This window comes from Kitasatospora sp. NPDC056327 (assembly GCF_042261735.1).
Lineage (GTDB): Bacteria > Actinomycetota > Actinomycetes > Streptomycetales > Streptomycetaceae > Kitasatospora.
This window is the reverse complement of sequence record NZ_JBHJRC010000008.1, coordinates 40,836-56,872: the sequence shown is the minus strand read 5'-3', so window position 1 is coordinate 56,872 and position 16,037 is coordinate 40,836. Positions and strand designations below refer to the sequence as shown.

General features: G+C 75.7%; 15 protein-coding genes. 10 read left to right on the top strand and 5 right to left on the bottom strand.

The features are described from left to right. Positions 1–135: 135 nt before the first annotated feature. Together ACFCX4_RS02490 and ACFCX4_RS02485 are read left to right on the top strand one after the other, a co-directional pair. Positions 136–1,017, top strand: coding sequence for a hypothetical protein (locus ACFCX4_RS02490; protein WP_376138201.1), 882 nt, complete (start codon positions 136–138; stop codon positions 1,015–1,017). A gap of 145 nt (positions 1,018–1,162) precedes the next feature. Continuing rightward, on the top strand, positions 1,163–2,056 hold the full coding sequence (locus tag ACFCX4_RS02485; protein ID WP_376138199.1) for a sigma-70 family RNA polymerase sigma factor: 894 nt from the start codon (positions 1,163–1,165) through the stop codon (positions 2,054–2,056). Between the two features lie 57 nt (positions 2,057–2,113). On the opposite strand, the gene ACFCX4_RS02480 is transcribed toward ACFCX4_RS02485, so the two are convergent. Continuing rightward, the gene (locus ACFCX4_RS02480) at positions 2,114–3,496 is read right to left on the bottom strand and encodes an MATE family efflux transporter (RefSeq protein ID WP_376138198.1); all 1,383 of its coding nucleotides are present in this window, start codon (positions 3,494–3,496) and stop codon (positions 2,114–2,116) included. 304 nt (positions 3,497–3,800) lie between these two features. Here ACFCX4_RS02480 and ACFCX4_RS02475 point away from each other — a divergent pair, with 304 nt between their 5' ends. Genes ACFCX4_RS02475 through ACFCX4_RS02465 form a run of 3 tightly spaced genes read left to right on the top strand, consistent with a single transcriptional unit; the run spans position 3,801 to position 6,099 of the window. Then, positions 3,801–4,172, top strand: coding sequence for a YciI family protein (locus ACFCX4_RS02475; protein WP_376138197.1), 372 nt, complete (start codon positions 3,801–3,803; stop codon positions 4,170–4,172). After that, entirely contained in the window at positions 4,169–5,446 is a 1,278-nt protein-coding gene (locus ACFCX4_RS02470) for an RNA polymerase sigma factor (protein WP_376138196.1), read from the top strand. Before ACFCX4_RS02475 ends, ACFCX4_RS02470 begins: the two co-directional genes overlap by 4 nt. A gap of 8 nt (positions 5,447–5,454) precedes the next feature. Then, positions 5,455–6,099: a dihydrofolate reductase family protein gene (locus tag ACFCX4_RS02465; RefSeq protein WP_376138195.1), complete on the top strand. Its 645-nt coding sequence runs from the start codon at positions 5,455–5,457 to the stop codon at positions 6,097–6,099. Between the two features lie 106 nt (positions 6,100–6,205). On the opposite strand, the gene ACFCX4_RS02460 is transcribed toward ACFCX4_RS02465, so the two are convergent. Both ACFCX4_RS02460 and ACFCX4_RS02455 read right to left on the bottom strand, forming a co-directional pair. After that, positions 6,206–6,535, bottom strand: a complete 330-nt coding sequence (locus ACFCX4_RS02460; RefSeq protein WP_376138194.1) for a hypothetical protein — start codon at positions 6,533–6,535, stop codon at positions 6,206–6,208. 54 nt (positions 6,536–6,589) lie between these two features. Further along, a complete protein-coding gene (locus ACFCX4_RS02455; RefSeq protein ID WP_376138192.1) occupies positions 6,590–7,324 on the bottom strand; it encodes a helix-turn-helix domain-containing protein in 735 nt (244 codons plus the stop codon). A gap of 229 nt (positions 7,325–7,553) precedes the next feature. On the opposite strand from ACFCX4_RS02455, the gene ACFCX4_RS02450 reads away from it, so the two are divergent. From ACFCX4_RS02450 to ACFCX4_RS02430, 5 genes are all read left to right on the top strand, one after another. Further along, the gene (locus tag ACFCX4_RS02450; RefSeq protein WP_376138191.1) at positions 7,554–8,222 is read left to right on the top strand and encodes a DUF4097 family beta strand repeat-containing protein; all 669 of its coding nucleotides are present in this window, start codon (positions 7,554–7,556) and stop codon (positions 8,220–8,222) included. Positions 8,223–8,299: 77 nt separating this feature from the next. Further along, positions 8,300–9,388: a serine hydrolase domain-containing protein gene (locus ACFCX4_RS02445; RefSeq protein WP_376138189.1), complete on the top strand. Its 1,089-nt coding sequence runs from the start codon at positions 8,300–8,302 to the stop codon at positions 9,386–9,388. 100 nt (positions 9,389–9,488) lie between these two features. Next, positions 9,489–11,741 carry an MMPL family transporter gene (locus ACFCX4_RS02440; protein WP_376138188.1) on the top strand — a complete coding sequence of 751 codons (2,253 nt, stop codon included), beginning with the start codon at positions 9,489–9,491 and terminating at the stop codon, positions 11,739–11,741. A gap of 5 nt (positions 11,742–11,746) precedes the next feature. After that, positions 11,747–12,934 (top strand): sensor histidine kinase, encoded by a 1,188-nt coding sequence (locus ACFCX4_RS02435; RefSeq protein ID WP_376138187.1) that lies wholly within the window; start codon positions 11,747–11,749, stop codon positions 12,932–12,934. After that, positions 12,931–13,584 carry a response regulator gene (locus tag ACFCX4_RS02430; protein WP_376138186.1) on the top strand — a complete coding sequence of 218 codons (654 nt, stop codon included), beginning with the start codon at positions 12,931–12,933 and terminating at the stop codon, positions 13,582–13,584. Before ACFCX4_RS02435 ends, ACFCX4_RS02430 begins: the two co-directional genes overlap by 4 nt. A 117-nt stretch (positions 13,585–13,701) precedes the next feature. Here ACFCX4_RS02430 and ACFCX4_RS02425 read toward each other — a convergent pair whose 3' ends face one another. Continuing rightward, positions 13,702–14,910, bottom strand: a complete 1,209-nt coding sequence (locus ACFCX4_RS02425; protein ID WP_376138185.1) for an IS701 family transposase — start codon at positions 14,908–14,910, stop codon at positions 13,702–13,704. 54 nt (positions 14,911–14,964) lie between these two features. Further along, the gene (locus tag ACFCX4_RS02420; protein ID WP_376138184.1) at positions 14,965–15,825 is read right to left on the bottom strand and encodes an NRDE family protein; all 861 of its coding nucleotides are present in this window, start codon (positions 15,823–15,825) and stop codon (positions 14,965–14,967) included. Between the last annotated feature and the right edge of the window lie 212 nt (positions 15,826–16,037).

The following is a 16,037-nucleotide window of genomic DNA, read 5'->3' as shown; positions in this document are numbered from 1 at the left end:
GCCCCCGCATCTCCGGTACATTGCGCCGGACGCACGACCGCGGTGGGGGTGGCGAAGATGGCGTACCAGTACGGGAATTCGGCGGTTCCGCGGAGGAGACGGCCCGGCGGCGGAGGCTGTCTGAACGCCTTCTTCATGCTGCTGTTCTTCGTGGCCCTCGGTTATCCGCTCGCGCTGCCGGTCATGATGCCGGCCCTGATGAAGGCGCAGAACCCGCCGCAGCACACCACCGGCGGGCAGGTGGCGATCCTGGTCGCGATCGCGTACGCCGTCGCCCTGCTGCTGGACTGGCAGGCCGGGCGGGCCCGCCGGGTCGAGTTCTGGGTGGTGCCGGCCCGGGCGGCCGGGCTGACGGCCGCCTCCTCGGTGGTCGCCCACCTGGTCGGCGCGTACGCCGTGCCGAAGGTCTTCGGTGTCCACGACGGGGCGGCGGCGAACGGCCTCGCCCTGCAGAGCGTCGCGGTCGGCGCGCTCGCCTGGGCGTGGCGCACCCGTGTCCGCTCCTGGGCGGGTGAGCCGGTCCCGCGGCCGAGGACGCGCCCGGACCGGGTCCGTTCGGGCACCAGGGCCGCCACGACCGTCACCCGCCCGGCGGCGGGGGAGGTGTGGGTGGCGATGGTGCCGTTCCGGGACCGCGCGGAGGCGGCCCGGCACTACTGCGTGATCGTGGGCGTCCAGCAGGGCTACGCGGAGGTCCTGCAGATCACCAGCAAGGACAAGGACCACCGCGACGACTACATCCGGATGGAGAACGAGGGCTGGGACCGCACCGGCAAGCCGTCCTGGATCGAGATCGGGATGGTGCCGCGCCGGGTGCCGTACGAGAGCTTCCTCTCCGATCGCCCGCAGGGGCCGTGCCCGCCGCGGGTCTGGCGCGAGATCCAGCGGCGCCAGGCCGCGCTCGGTCCGGGCCGGCCGCCGCGCCCGCGTCCCTCCGGCGGCCCGTCCGGCGGTCCCGCCGCCTCGGCCCGCGGTCCGCGCCGCCCCCCGAACTCGGCGCGCGGCCGGCAGTCCTGAGCCCGGCGGTCCCGGGCCCGGCGGTGCGGGCGGGTGCGGGGCGCGTGCGCCGGCCGTCCGGGGTACGTTCCTCCCGCGGTTCTGTCACACGGAGCGGCCGGGATCCGTCAAGGAACCGACGGATCCCGACGCGAGGGTGTGACGGATGAGCGGGGAAGAGTTCCTGGCCGAGCGCTTCGAGGAGCACCGGCCGCATCTGCGGGCGGTCGCCTACCGGATGCTCGGCTCGCTCGGCGAGGCCGAGGACGCCGTCCAGGAGGCGTGGTTCAGGCTGAGCCGCTCGGACGCCGGCGGGGTCGTCAACCTGGGCGGCTGGCTGACCACCGTGGTCGGCCGGGTCTGCCTGGACCTGCTGCGCTCGCGCGCCGCCCGGCGGGAGGACCCGCTGCAGGACCCGGAGGGACGGCCGGTCCGGCTGCCCGACCCGGTCGTCTCCGGGGCGTCGGCCGTCGACCCGGAGCAGGAGGTCCTGATCGCCGACTCGGTCGGCATCGCGCTGATGATCGTGCTGGAGACGCTCTCCCCGGCGGAGCGGCTGGCCTTCGTGCTGCACGACACGTTCTCGGTGCCGTTCGACGAGATCGCCCCGGTCCTCGGCCGCACCACCGTCTCCACCCGTCAGCTCGCCAGCCGCGCCCGCCGCCGCGTCCAGGGTGCCGCGCCCGCGCCGGACGCCGACCTGGCGCTGCGCCGCGCGGTCGTGGACGCGTTCCTGGCCGCCGCCCGGGGCGGGGACTTCGACGCCCTGCTCGCCGTGCTGGACCCGGACGTGGTGGCCCGCGCCGAGGGCGGTGGCCTGCGGCCGGCGGTCCTGCGGCGCGGCGCGGCCGAGGTGGCGGCCGGGGCGAGCCGGTTCGGGGTGCAGTTCACCGGCGAGTCCCGCCCGGTGCTGGTCAACGGCGAACCGGCGGTGGCCACGTTCGTCGACGGCCGTCCGGTCTCGCTCGCGGCGTTCACCGTGCGTGGCGGCCGGGTGGTCGGGCTCGACGTCTTCACGGACCCGGAGCGGCTGGCCCGGCTGGGCCTGGCGGCGTACTGACGGCCGCCGGGTGCTGCCGCCGCGGTGCCCCCCGCCGAGTGCCGTCCGGGCGGCCCCTCACCCCCGGGCGGCCCCGAGCGGCCGGTACAGCAGCCACCACAGCGCCGACCAGCAGACCGCCACCCCCAGGCAGGCCCCGGCCGTCATGGTCAGGTACAGCGCGTCGGTGGAGTGCCGGGCGGCGCTGAGCGGCCCGCCCACCGCGACCACGGCGCCGAAGTACACGACGTTCAGGGCGAACGCGACGCCGCCGTGCCCGGTCTGCTCCAGCAGGGTCAGCGCGGTGAGCGCCAGCGCGGTGCAGCCGAACGAAGGCCCCGCGAGGTGGAGGAAGCGGACGGCCTCCTCCGCGGTGGCCGGATCGGCGGAGAGCCGGGCGGCCAGCCGCGCACCCGCCGGCCACAGCACCGCCGTCACGGCCAGGTAGCAGCCCGCCGTCAGCAGCCCGCCGGTGCGCACGGCCCGCCGGGCGGCGGCGCGGTCGCCGGCCGCGCCCGCCTGGTTGACCAGGATCGCGACGGCCGAGCCGAACCCCACCGCCGGGACGATCACCGCGCTCTGCAGCGTCGAGCCGAGCGTGAACCCGGCCACCGCGCCCGGCCCGAACGGGGTGACGACCCGCAGAAGCGCCAGGTTCACGACGCAGAGCAGCAGGAACGAGGCACCGACCGGCACCCCGACGGACACCACCGCCGCCCGGACCTCCGCGCCGCGTCCGGTCCCGTCGCCCCGCCCTGCCCCGCCGCCGCTCCTCCCGCCCCGCCCCAGCAGGCCCGCCCGCCGCAGCAGCACGGCGCCGAGCAGCACCTCCACCACCCCGGCGCCCAGCGAGGCGACCGGCAGCGCGGTCAGCCCCCAGCCGGCGCCGAGCCCCAGACCGCCGACCCCGGCCAGCAGCAGCCCCGCCGAGGTGAGCGTCAGCAGCATGCCCCGCCCGGTCGCGCCGGAGCCCCGAAGGACGGCGGCGCACAGCTCGCCCAGCGCGCCGACCGCGTTCACCGCCACCATCGCGGCGAGGAAGGCGAGGAACGGCGTCCGGTCGGCACCCGGCACGTCGAGCAGCGCGCCCAGCGGCTCGGCCCCGGCCAGCACGGCGGCGCCGCAGACCAGGTAGCAGAGCGCCCCGATCCGGGTGGCCGCGGCGAGGTGCCCGGGCAGGTCGCCGCGCCGCCCGCAACCGGCGGCCCGCGCGGCCACCACCTGGAGCGCGACCGAGAGGCCGGAGTTGAGGGCGACCAGCAGGAAGCCGACGGGCGTGTAGAGGGAGCGCAGGTAGAGGGCGTGCCCGCCGGCCGCGCCCAGCATCGCCACCACGGCGAACTGCGCGCCGAGGGCGACCGCCTCGCTCAGCACGACGGGCGCGGCGAAGCCGGTGATCCGGCGGACCGTCGGCGGCGGGACGCCCGTCGGCGCCGCCGCCTCGGTGGTGGGACTCGCCACGGATGCACCGCCCCCTTCGCGCCGCTGTCCGTCGACCATCCCAAAGGTGCACGCTCCGGCGGAACCCCGTACGCGCCACAAGTGCGCTGCAAGCGCTCCCCGTTGACGGCCGCCCCGGCGTTTCCGGCCGCCCCGGCCCCCGGCCCCGCTCACCCGTCGGGCCGCCCCGTTCCGCGCGCCTTCCCCACCGCGCGGAAGGATGTCGAAAAAATCCCGGTCAAGGATGTCGAGTCCGCGTACCCGGCTCCGACCGAGGGGTGGGAGCACGCCGGACGAGGCGGGCCGAACGGGAGGGACACCCGACATGAAGTACCTCGCGATGATCTACGGCAACCAGGCCAAGTGGGACGCCTTCCCGGCGGAGGAGTGGCCGGCCGCGATCGCCCGGCAGGAGGCGTTCAACACCCGCTACCGCGAGAGCGGCGAGCTGCTCGGCGCCTACGGCCTGGCCGACGCCGCCGCCGCCCAGCTGGTCCGGCGGGCCGACGGGCTGCCGGTGGTCACCGACGGGCCGTACCTGGAGACCAAGGAGTACCTCGCCAGCTTCTACCTCCTCGACTGCGAGAGCCTGGAGCGCGCCCAGGAGATCGCCGCCGACATGCCGTTCGCGGACGTCGACCCGGTGGAGCTGTGGCCGGTCCTGCACGAGTCCCCGGCGAACGCGGCGGACGTGTGAGCGGGCGGGAGCCGTCGTGGCCGGCCGGCCCGGCCGACCTGGAGGGCCTGCTGCGCGACCTCGCGCCGCAGGCCCTCGGGGCGCTGGTCCGGCGGTACGGCCGGGGGCTGTTCGACGCCTGCGAGGACGCCGTGCAGGAGGCCCTGCTGGCCGCCGCCACCCAGTGGCCGGCCGACGGGGTGCCGCAGAACCCGCGCGGCTGGCTGGTGACGGTCGCCGGCCGCCGGCTGACCGACACCGTGCGCAGCGAGGTCGCCCGCCGGCGCCGCGAGGACGCCCTCGCCCTGGCCACCCCGCAGTCGGCGCTGCTCGGCCCGGCTCCGGACGCCACGTCGCCCGCCGACCGGGACGACTCCCTCCAGCTGCTGTTCCTCTGCTGCCACCCGGACCTGTCCGCGCCCAGCCGGATCGCGCTCACCCTGCGGGCGGTCGGCGGCCTGACGACGGCGCAGATCGCGGCGGCGTTCCTGGTGCCGGAGTCCACGATGGCGCAGCGGATCAGCCGGGCCAAGCAGACCGTGCGGACGGCCGGACTGCCCGCCCGGCGGCTCCCCGAGGGCCTCGCCGAGGTCCGCCAGGTGCTCTACCTGATCTTCAACGAGGGATACGCGTCGAGCGGCGGCGACGCCCTCACGGCGCCCGCGCTCTCCACCGAGGCGATCCGGCTGGCCCGGCTGCTGCTGCGCCTCGCCCCGGACGACGCCGAGACCGCCGGGCTGCTCGCCCTGATGCTGCTGACGGACGCCCGCCGCCCGGCGCGGACGGGGCCGGCCGGGGAGCTGGTCCCGCTGGCGGACCAGGACCGCTCGCGCTGGGACAGCGCGCTCGTCGACGAGGGCGTCGCACTGATCAGCCGGACCCTGCCGCGCGGCAGGGTGGGGCCGTACCAGGTGCAGGCGGCGATCGCGGCCGTCCACGACGAGGCGCCGGACGCGAAGTCCACGGACTGGCCGCAGATCCTGGCGCTCTACGACGTGCTGGCCGGGTTCGGCGAGAACCCATTCGTCACCCTCAACCGGGCGGTGGCGCTGGCGATGACCGACGGCCCGGAGGCCGGTCTGGCCGCGCTGGCCCCGCTCGAAGCGGACCGGCGCCTCGCCCGCCACCACCGCCTCTTCGCCACCCGGGCCCACCTGCTGGAACTCCTCGGCGACCCGTCCGCCGGGGGCGTCTACCGCGAGGCCGCCCGCCGCGCCACCAGCGCCCCGGAACGCCGCCACCTCACCGAACAGGCCCGCCGGCTCGAAGCGGGCGCCGATCCCGACCGCACCTGAGGAAGACCGTGACCCAACTGCTGAGAGTCCAGAACTTCAACGTCTCGGCCGACGGCATCGCCGCCGGCGAGGACCAGAGCCTCGAACGGCCCTTCGGCCTCGACGGCGCCGAACGGCTGTTCTCCTGGGCCGGCGCGACGGCGAGCTGGCCGATGCGCGGCGACGCCGGGGGCAGCCGGGGGCTCGACGACTACTTCACCCGGGACTTCACCCACAACATCGGCGCCGAGATCATGGGCCGCAACAAGTTCGGCCCCCAGCGCGGGCCGTGGAAGGACGAGGAGTGGCGCGGCTGGTGGGGCGACGAGCCGCCGTTCCGCACCCCGGTGTTCGTCCTGACCCACCACGAGCGCCCGTCGATCACGCTCTCCGACACCACCTTCCACTTCGTGGACGCCGACCCGGCCACGGTGCTCGCCCGCGCGAAGGAGGCGGCCCGGGGCAGGGACGTCCGCCTCGGCGGCGGCGTCACCACCGTCCGCGAGTTCCTGGACGCGGACCTGGTGGACACCCTGCACGTGGCGGTGGCCCCGGTGGAGTTCGGCACCGGCCTGCGCCTCTGGGAGTCCCCCGACGACCTGCGCGACCGCTTCCACCTGGACGTGGTCCCCAGCCCCAGCGGCGTCACCCACCACCTCTTCTGGCGGAAGTGACCCCCCTCCGGAACCGCCCCGGGAGGCCCCTCCGCCTCCCGGGGCCGCCCGGCCGCCGGGGCCGGACCCCGGCGGGCCCCGGCGGTCGTGGGGTGCCGTGCGGGGCTCAGGAGCCGGAGAGGCCGCCGCCCTCCGGGCCGGCGCCGTTGGTCATCAGCTCGGCGACGCGGTCCACGAAGCGCTTCATCACGTCGAACGGGACGATCTGCCCCGGGTCGAAGCGGAAGTAGGGCGGTTTCTCCTCCTCCGGATCGTGGGCGACGACCGTCACCATCACGACGCCCGGCATCACCACCCCCTCGCTCGCCGAGCCCGACCAGGAGGCCGGTGCCCGGCGGGCCTCGCTCAGTTCGAAGACCCACGCCCCCTCGGCGTCCACGTGCGTCGACTGGAAGCAGTAGAGCTCGTCCTCGTCTTCCCACACCTCAGTAGCCATGGGGGGATCATCGCAAGCCGCGGTGTCCGCCGGGTGTCGTACGGGCCGACGGTCTCAGGAGGGCGGGCCCGCCGCGGGGCCGGGCCCGGAGTGGAGGATCTCGCGGGCCTGTTCGGCGGCGCGGACGATGGCCTCGGAGACGAAGTCGACGAAGCGGGCGATGTTTTCGAGACGCGCGCCGGCCGGGGTGGCGGGGCCGAGGACGCCGACGCCCTGCCGGGCGGTCTCGGCGAGGTGGGCGGTGCCGCGGGCGCTGGCCATCATCGACTGGTAGAAGACGTCGTTGTCGACGACGTAGCGCTCGCGGCGGCGCTCGTCGCGTTCGCGGCGCACCAGGCCCTGTTCGTCGAGGAACGCGATCGCCTTGGAGACGGACGCCGGGCTGACCTGGAGTCGCAGGGCCAGCTCGGAGGCGGTGAGGCTGCCCGCGTCGTTGGTGAAGAGGCAGGTCAGCACCCGGGCCGTCATCCTGGGCATGCCCGAGTGGACGAGGACGGTGGTGAGCACCTCCTCGTACGCCAGCACCGCCCCGGGGTCGCGCCCGTGCGGCTGCGGGGCTGTTTCCGGGTCGCGGGGCGCGGTCCGGGGGCGGCGCTGGGCGCGGCGTTCGGTCGCGCGGTGGGCGAGGTCGGCGCGGTAGGCGGTGGGGCCCCCGTTGCGCATCACCTCGCGGGTGACCGTCGAGGTCGGCCGGCCGATGCCCCGGGCGATCTCCGCGTAGGCGAGGCCGTCGGCCAGCCCGACGGCGATCTGGCGGCGTTCCTGCTGGGTGAGCCTGCCTCCCGGCATCGCGTCTCCTTCGTCCCCGTCCGTGCCCGACGGCTCCCAGCATAGCGTTCACCGTCAATTCATTGCAACGAGTGATCATCGGATTGTTGCATTGACGTTCAGATCGTTGCAATGAAATGACGTTCATGACCTGCAAAAACAGGGAAGTTGAGCAATAAGCGTGTTGCCTGAATCGTGAATGCTACGTAGCGTTTCCTTCATCGGAAACAACGAGTCACAGGAGCGCACGATGCAGAGGTTCGACACCCCCGCCGCCGTCTCGGTCGTCCTCGACGTCCCCGCCGGGCACATCCGGCTGATCGCCGCCGACCGGGCCGACACCACGGTCGAGATCCGTCCCGCCGACGCCTCCCGGGCCCGTGACGTCAGGGCGGCGGAGGAGACCGGGGTCGCCTTCGCCGACGGCGTCCTGCGGATCGGGGTCCCGTCGGGGCCCCGGATCCTCGGAGCCTCCGGGGCCGTCGAGGTGACCGTTCAACTGCCCGCCGGCTCCCGCGTCGAGGCGAAGGCGGCGGCCGCCGAACTCCGCGGCGTCGGACGGCTCGGAGACGTCGCCTTCGAGGGCGCGCAGGGCACGGTCAAGCTCGACGAGACCGCCGGTGCCCGCCTCGCCGTCCAGGACGGTGACATCACCGTCGGCCGGCTCGGCGGCCCGGCGGAGATCACCACCGCCAAGGGCGGCATCCGGATCGCCGAGGCCGTCGCGGGCGAGGTCGTGCTGCGCACCGGGTCCGGCGACATCACGGTCGGCGCCGCCCGCGGGGTCTCCGCCGTCCTCGACGCCGGCACCGGCCACGGCCGGATCCGCAACTCCCTCGGCAACAGCGGGGGCGCCGCCGCCGGTCTGCGGATCCGCGCGACCACCTCGTACGGCGACATCACCGCCGCCGGCCGCTGAGCCCCGCCACCCTGCCGGCCCCCGCCCCGCCACCCTCCTTCCCACCGAAATCCCTCCCACCGAACAGAGGAACCACCATGAGCGAGTCACGTCCGGAACTGCAGCAGGCCGCCCGGGAGTTCGTCGACGCCGGCTTCGCCGGGATGCAGCTCCGGGTCCGCGACGACCGGGGCGAGTGGACCGGCAGCGCCGGGGTACGCGCCCTCGGCGAGCCCGGACCGCCGCCGACCGACGGGACGTTCTGGGTGGGCAGCAGCACCAAGACCTTCGTCGCGGCCCTGGTGCTGCACCTGGTCGCCGACGGCCTGACCGGGCTGGACGCCCCGGTGGCCGGCCACCTGCCCGGACTCGGTCTGGACGGGCGGATCACCGTGCGGATGCTGCTGCGGCACACCAGCGGCCTGGCCAGTTACACCGGGGACCCGGGCCCCGACGGGGTGTTCGTGCCGGGGCTCCCCGCTACCGGCCGGGCGTGGGTGGAGAACCGGTTCCACGACTACCGGCCGGAGGAGCTCGTGCGGTTCGCCCTCGCCCTGCCGCAGCGGTTCGAACCCGGCGCCGGCCAGAGCTACTCCAACACCAACTACACGCTGGCCGTCCTGCTGGCCGAGAGCCTCACCGGCCGCCCCTGGGCCGAGGAGATGCGGCGGCGGATCCTCGACCCGCTCGGGCTGCGGGACACGCTGGTGCCGGGCGGCTCGGTCGACCTCCCGGCCCCGCACGCCCACGGCTACTGCCGCTACCAGGACGCCGACGGCACCTGGCGGGTCGTCGACGTCAGCCGCCAGAACTCCTCCCTGCTGACCGGCGCCGGGGACATGGTCTCGACCACCCGGGACCTCGGGACGTTCTTCGCCGCGCTGCTGGGCGGCAGGCTCCTGCCGGCCCCGCTGCTGGCCGGGATGCTGGAGCCGCACGGCCCGCTCGGCTACGGACTGGGACTGTTCGTCCAGGACCTCGGCACGGGCGCCGGCACCGTCGTCCACCACCACGGCGGGGCCCCGGGCGGCTACGGGGCGCTGATGATCGCCACCCCCGACGGCCGGACCGTGCTGACCGCCGGGCTGACCATGGGCGACGCCCCGATCGACCCGGCGCAGGTGTTCCCGGCGGCCCTGGACCGGCTCGTCACCGCCGTCTTCCGCACCGGCCGGCCGCGGGACTGACGGGCGGCCGGGCCGGCCGGGGCGTCCACCGGTCGGTGGACACGGGGTTCAGTCCGGCGGGCGTGCCGGCGGGAGGGGCCGGGCGCGAAGGATCGGGGGCATGAGTCAACTCCCCGTGCGGATCGCCCGCTGGAGCGCCCGGCACGCCCGGACCGCCATCGCCGGCTGGTTCGCCTTCGTCGTCCTCTGCCTCGCCGCCGGCGCCGCCGTCGGCACCAACGAGGCCACCGGCGTGGACTACCGGGTCGGCGAGGCCGGCCGGGCCGAGGCCCTCGCCGCCGGAGCCGGCCTGGAACGCAGGCCCGTGGAGCACGTCGTCCTGCGCACCGCCGCGGGAGGACCGGCCGGGGAGGCCGCCGCCGCGGCGGCCCGGGAGATCACCGAGCGGATGCGGGCCCTGCCCGAGGTCGCCGAGGTGGCGGCGCCCGTCCGCTCGGAGGACGGCGAGGTCCTGCGCGTCTCCGTGGTGCTCAGGGGTCCGGAGCTGGCGGCGCGGAAGAACGTCGGCCCGCTCCTCGCCCGGACCGCGGAGGTGCGGGCGGCCCACCCGGAGCTGGTGGTGGAGGAGACCGGGTCGCCCTCCATCAGCAAGGGAGTCAACGAGCAGCGCGGGGCGGACCTCGCGCTCTCCGAGCGGATCACCCTGCCGGTGACCCTGGTGACGCTGCTGCTGGTCTTCGGTTCGGTGGTGACGGCCTGTGTGCCGCTGCTGCTGGCGCTCTCCTCGATCGCCGCCGCGCTCGGGCTGTCGATGGTGGCGTCGCACCTGGCCCCCGACGCCGGGGTCGGCACCAACATGATCCTGCTCATCGGCCTGGCGGTGGGCGTCGACTACACCCTCTTCCACCTGGAGCGCGAACGCGAGGAGCGGGAGCGCGCCGGCGGGCGGCTCGGGCCGGAGGCCCTGGTGGAGCTGGCTGCCGCCACCGCGGGACGGGCCGTGGTGGTCTCCGGGCTGGCCGTGATCGTCTCCACCGCGACCCTCTACGTGGCCTCCGACGTCATCTTCTCCTCCCTGGCGACCGGCACGATCCTGGTCGTGGCGGTCGCCGTGGCCAGCTCGCTCACCGTCCTGCCCGCCCTGCTGGTGACGATCGGCCGCCGGGCCGAGCGGCGGGCGGAGCGCCGGGCGGGCCGGCCGTCCGGGCGGCGTGCGGCCCGCCGGTCCGCCCGGCGCCCGGCGGCCGGGACGGGCCGGCTGGTCGGTGCCCTGCTCCGGCCGGCCCGGCGGCGCCCCGCGCTCACCCTGGCCCTCTCGGGCCTGCTGATGCTCGGCCTGGCGGCGCCCGCGCTCGGGCTGAGGCTCGTCGACCCGGGCAAGGACACCTTCTCCCGCGACATCCCCGCGATGCAGGTCCACGACCGGCTCACCGCGGCCTTCCCCGGGCTCCTGACCCGGCACGAGGTCGTCGTCCGCGCCGACGCCGGCCGGTCCGGGCAGGTGCGGCAGGCGCTGGCCGATCTCGGCCGGCGGGCCCGGGCCGACGCCCTGTTCGCCACGGACACCGAGCCGGTGCTGCGCACGTCCGCCGACGGCCGGACCGGCGTGCTCGAACTGTCCGTTCCGTTCCCCGCCTCGTCCACCGGGGCGATCGCCTCCCTCGACCGCCTCCGGCACGTCCATCTCCCCGCCGCCCTGGGGCCGGTGGCCGGGGCCGAGAGCGCGGTGAGCGGCGACGTGGCCCGGGGGCGCGACTACGTGGCGCACGAGCGGCGGACGCTGCCGCTGGTCGTCGGGCTGCTGCTGCTGGCGACCTTCCTGATGACCCTCTGGGCCTTCCGCTCGCCGGCGCTGGGGCTGATCGGCGTCGTCCTCAACCTGCTGTCCGCCGGGGCCTCGCTCGGCCTGCTGGTGGTGGTCTTCCAGGGGACCTGGGCCGAGGGGCTGCTCGGCTTCGACTCGCTCGGCGCGATCGCCTCCCGGGTGCCGCTGTTCCTCTTCGTGATCCTCTTCGGCCTGTCGATGGACTACCAGGTGTTCGTGGTCAGCCGGATCCAGGAGGCCGTGCGCGACGGGATGCCGGCCCGGGAGGCGGTGCTGACCGGGATCGGCCGGTCGGCCCGGGTGGTCACCAGTGCGGCGGTCGTGATGGTGACGGTGTTCGGCGCCTTCGTCGCCCTGCACCTCACCGAGATGAAGCAGATGGGCTTCTGCCTGGCCGCGGCCGTGCTGCTGGACGCCGTGGTCGTCCGGCTGATGCTGCTGCCCTCGGTCCTGCTGCTGCTCGGCGACCGGGCCTGGTGGCCGTCCCGCCCGAACCCGGGCCCGAACCCTGGCCCGAACCCGGGTGAGGACCCGGGCCGGAGCCCGAACCCGGGCCCGGGGTCCGGCCCGGCCCACGCCCTAGGCTGACCGGCATGAGCCGACGCCCGCAGCCCGACGACCCGTTCCGGTTACGGTCGCTCCGCCGCTGGTACGAGGTCGCGTGGATCGTCCTGGGGATCGCCCCGCCGGTCGTCTCCGTGCTCGGCGACCCCGGTGCCACCACGTTCTGGTCGATCGGGCTGGCGGCCGCCCTCGCGCTCTGCCGGGCGGCCGTGTCGGAGCGCCCGGCCCGTCCGCCACTCCCGCCGCACGTCTTCCTGGGGGCGCTCGTCCTGGGGATGGGAGCGCTGGCGCTGGTGCGCGGCGACGGCGCGGCCCTGTACATCGTCTCCCTGCCGCACTTCTGGCTCCTGACGGGGAGCCCGGGCCGCGCGATCGCCGCCGGCACCGCCGCCGCGGCGGCCACCGTGGCCGGAATCCTCCGTCACCAGGCCTGGGAGGCACAGCAGTTCGCGGCCGGCAACGTCGTCTTCACGCTCATCGGCTGGGCCGCGGGCGTGCTGGTCGGGCTCGGGGTGGTGCGGATCGTCGAGCAGGGCGACGAGCGCGCCCGGCGGCTGGGCACCGAGCTGGAGGCCGCCCGGCTGCGGCTGGCCGAGGCGCACCGGCTCCGGGGGGCCACCGAGGAGCGCGAGCGGCTCGCCCGGGAGATCCACGACACCCTCGCGCAGGGCTTCGCCTCCATCATCGTGCTGGCGGAGGCGGCCGCGTCCGGGCTCGCCGCCGATCCCGGACGGACCGCCCGGCAACTGCTCTCGATCGAGCAGACCGCCCGGGAGAACCTCGCCGAGGCGCGGGTGCTGGTGGGGGCGGCCCCGCAGAGCGGGCTCGCCCCGGGCTCGATCGCGGCGACCCTGCGCCGGACCCTGGACCGGTTCACCGAGGACACCGGACTGCCCGTCACGGCGGAGCTGGCGGAGGTCGCCTGCGACCCGCCGACCCGGATCGCGCTCCTGCGGTGCACCCAGGAGTCCCTGGCCAACATCCGCCGGCACGCCGGGGCCTCCCAGGTGGCGGTCGTCCTCGCGCCCGCGCCCGGCGGCGTCGAACTGGAGATCACCGACGACGGGAAGGGGTTCGTGGTGGCGGACTCGGACGGCTTCGGACTGAACGGCATGCGCCGACGGCTGGCCGAACTGGGCGGCGAGCTCAGGGTGACCAGCTCGGTCGGCGACGGCACCCGGGTGCTCGCCGCGCTTCCCACGGACGGCCGGGCGTGAACGGGGTGCGGGCGGAACCGGGGCGGGTCCGGATCGTCGTGGCCGACGACCACACCGTGATGCGCGCCGGGCTGGTCGCGCTGCTGTCCTCGGAGCCCACCGTCGAGATCGTCGGCGAGGGCGGCGACGGCCGCGCGGCCGTCGAGCTGGTCGCCCGCCTGCGGCCCGATCTGGCCCTGCTCGACCTGCGGATGCCGGTGCTCGACGGCGTGGGCGCCACCGCCGCGATCACCGCCGCGGGCTCCGCCACCCGGGTGCTGATCCTGACCACCTACGACACCGACGAGGAGATCGAGCGCGCCGTCGAGGCCGGGGCCATCGGCTACCTGCTCAAGGACGCCACCCGTGACCAGCTCGTCGACGCCATCCACTCCGCCGCCAGGGGCGAGACGGTCCTGGCCCCGCGGGTCGCCGCACGCCTGGTCGCCCGCCTGCGCCGGCCGGCCCCCGTCGCCCTGACCGCCCGGGAGACCGAGGTGCTGACCGCGGTGGCCGACGGCCTGTCCAACGCGGAGATCGGCCGCCGCCTCGTCATCACGGAGGCCACGGTGAAGACCCACCTGCTGCGGATCTTCGCCAAGCTCGACGTCGGGGACCGCACCCACGCCGTCGTCACCGCCCTCGACCGGGGCCTCCTGGCGCGGCCCTAGTAGTGCTTTGTTAGGTGGTGTCGTAGGGCTGCCATGGGGCGGGTTGTCGGCAGGTGGGGCAGTGGCCGGTCCAGGTGGCGACGAGGTGTTGGAGGAGGTCCAGGGCCTGGCCGGAGGTCAGGCCCTGGACAGGGCTTTTGGGAGGGTGCGCTGTTCGGTGAGGAACAGGTGGGCGGCGCTGACGAGGGTGACGTGGCGGTGCCAGCCGGTCCAGGAGCGGCCCTCGAAGTGGTCCAGCCCGAGGCGGGTCTTCAGCTCGCGGTAGTCGTGCTCGATCCGCCATCGTGACTTCGCGAGTCGGACGAGGTCCCTGGCTGGGATGTCGTCGGGGAGGTTCGAGATCCAGTACTTGACCGGCTCGGCCTCGCCCTCGGGCCACTGGGCGATCAGCCAGGTGAGGGGGATCGTGCCGTCGGCGGCCGGTTTGGGTCGGCGTCCGGCGAGCCGGACGCGCAGGAGGACGAAGTGCGCGCTCATCGCGGCTCTGGAGCCCTTGCGCCAGGTCACGCTCCGCCCGGCCCCACGGCCGGCGGCCAGCACGTGCTCGCGCAGCGGAAGCGGGCGGGTTCGGTAGCGGGCGAGTGGCCGCGGCCCCAGGCCGCCGTAGAGCGGCCGGTGCGGTTCGGCGTCCTCCCGGTGGGCGGTCATCTCGCCCTTGGCCTGCAGCACGTAGGCCAGGTGCCGGTCCTCCAGGCCGTGGCGGAAGTCCGCGTTCGCGCCGTAGGCGGTGTCCGCGACCAGCACGGCGGGCCGCAGCCCGGTGGCGGCGAGTTCGTCGGGCATGTCCAGGGCCGGCTGCCATTTCGGCCGGTGGTGCTCGCCGTCGGGGATCCGGCAGGCCTCCCTGCGTGCGGCGGCCTCGGGCCCGTCCCAGGACCCGGGCAGGAACAGGCGCCAGGACAGCGGGCAGGAAGCGGTGCCGGACAGAGCGTGGACACTGACACCGATCTGGCAGTTGCCGACCTTGCCCAGCGTGCCCGAGTACTGCCGCGCGACCCCGGGCGAGGCCTTGCCGTCCTTGGGGAAACCGGTGTCGTCCACCGCCCACACCTCGGGCCGCACCGCCCGCACCGCTCGCCGCGCCAGACGGGCCCGGACGTCCTCGACCGGCCAGGTCGAGGACGTCATGAACTGCTGCAACCGCTGGTGGTCGACCCCGAGGCGTTCGGCCATCGGCTGCATCGACTTGCGCCGGCCCTCCAGCAGCAGCCCCCGCAGATACAGCCCGCCCTTGGCCCGCTGATCACGCCGGGCCAAGGGCGCGAACACCTCCGCCGCGAACTCCTCCAACCGCCCCCGCCACAACGCAAGCTCCCCAGCCCTCATACCAACAGAGAACTACCGACCACACGACGTGACAAGCCTCCTAACAAAGCACTACTAGCTCCGTGAACGCGCCCGACCGGCAGGCCCGGTGGGCGCCTCCCGGGCCGGGGGCCACAGCGCCACCCGCTGCCAGGCCCCGCCGGGGCCGGCCGCCACCGGGGCCGCGGCGAAGTCGTAGCGGACGTCCCCGGCGCCCGGGTCGCCGCCGCCGAGGGCGAGCAGCGAGATCGAGGACGAGCCCCAGATCCGCCCGTCCCCGAACTCGCGCCGCTGGACCAGGGCGGCCGGGTCGTCCAGCGCCAGCCCGTCGCCGGCGACGACGGGCAGCCAGCCGCCCCACGCCTGCTCGGCCGTCCCGGCGCCGGGACGGGGATCCGGCCGGGGCACGGCCTCGAAGCGGGCGCGGAAGCGGGCGGCGCGGGCGGCCATCAGGGCGCGGATCCGTTCGGAGGCGGTGCGGTTCTCGGCCGCCCCCTCCGGCCCGTCGTTGAGGACGACGCTCAGGCCGGTCGGCAGGTCGAGTTCGGCGAGCCGGCTGCCGGGGCCGCCCCAGCTGAGCACCCGCGCGCCGGCCGGGCCGGCGGCCACCAGGTGGAACGGGTCGTACCGGTCGAGGTCCAGGCCGTCGAGCCGCCCGCCCCGGGCGGCGAACAGCGGCAGCCCGCCGCGGGAGAGGCGCCCCTCCTGCGGAGCCGGGGTGCCGAAGCCGTTCAGCAGGCAGGCCGCGACCGGGCCGCTCCCCGCGCCGCTCGGTTCCACCGCCAGCCAGGTGCCGCCCGCGACCAGGTCCAGCCCGCCGACGGCCGACGGCTGCGCGGGCCAGTGGTGCCCGGGCGGCGCCCACCGCCGTCCGGCGTACTCGTCCCGCACCGACAGCAGCAGTACCGGCACCGCCGCCGCCGGCTCCACGCTCACGAAGGCCGTACACACGTCCCGTCCCCCTGACCCCGGCCGAACCGTCCCTCCCGCGATCCTCGCACGCCTGTTCGCCCACCGGGAGGGCACCGGGCCCCCGCCGGGGGCGGACCGGGGGGGCGGACCGGGCGGCGGAGCGCCGCCCCGCCCGAAGTGGCCCACGGTCCCCGTGCCCGAACGTACCCCCGCACCGGACCGCCGGGTCCCTAGGC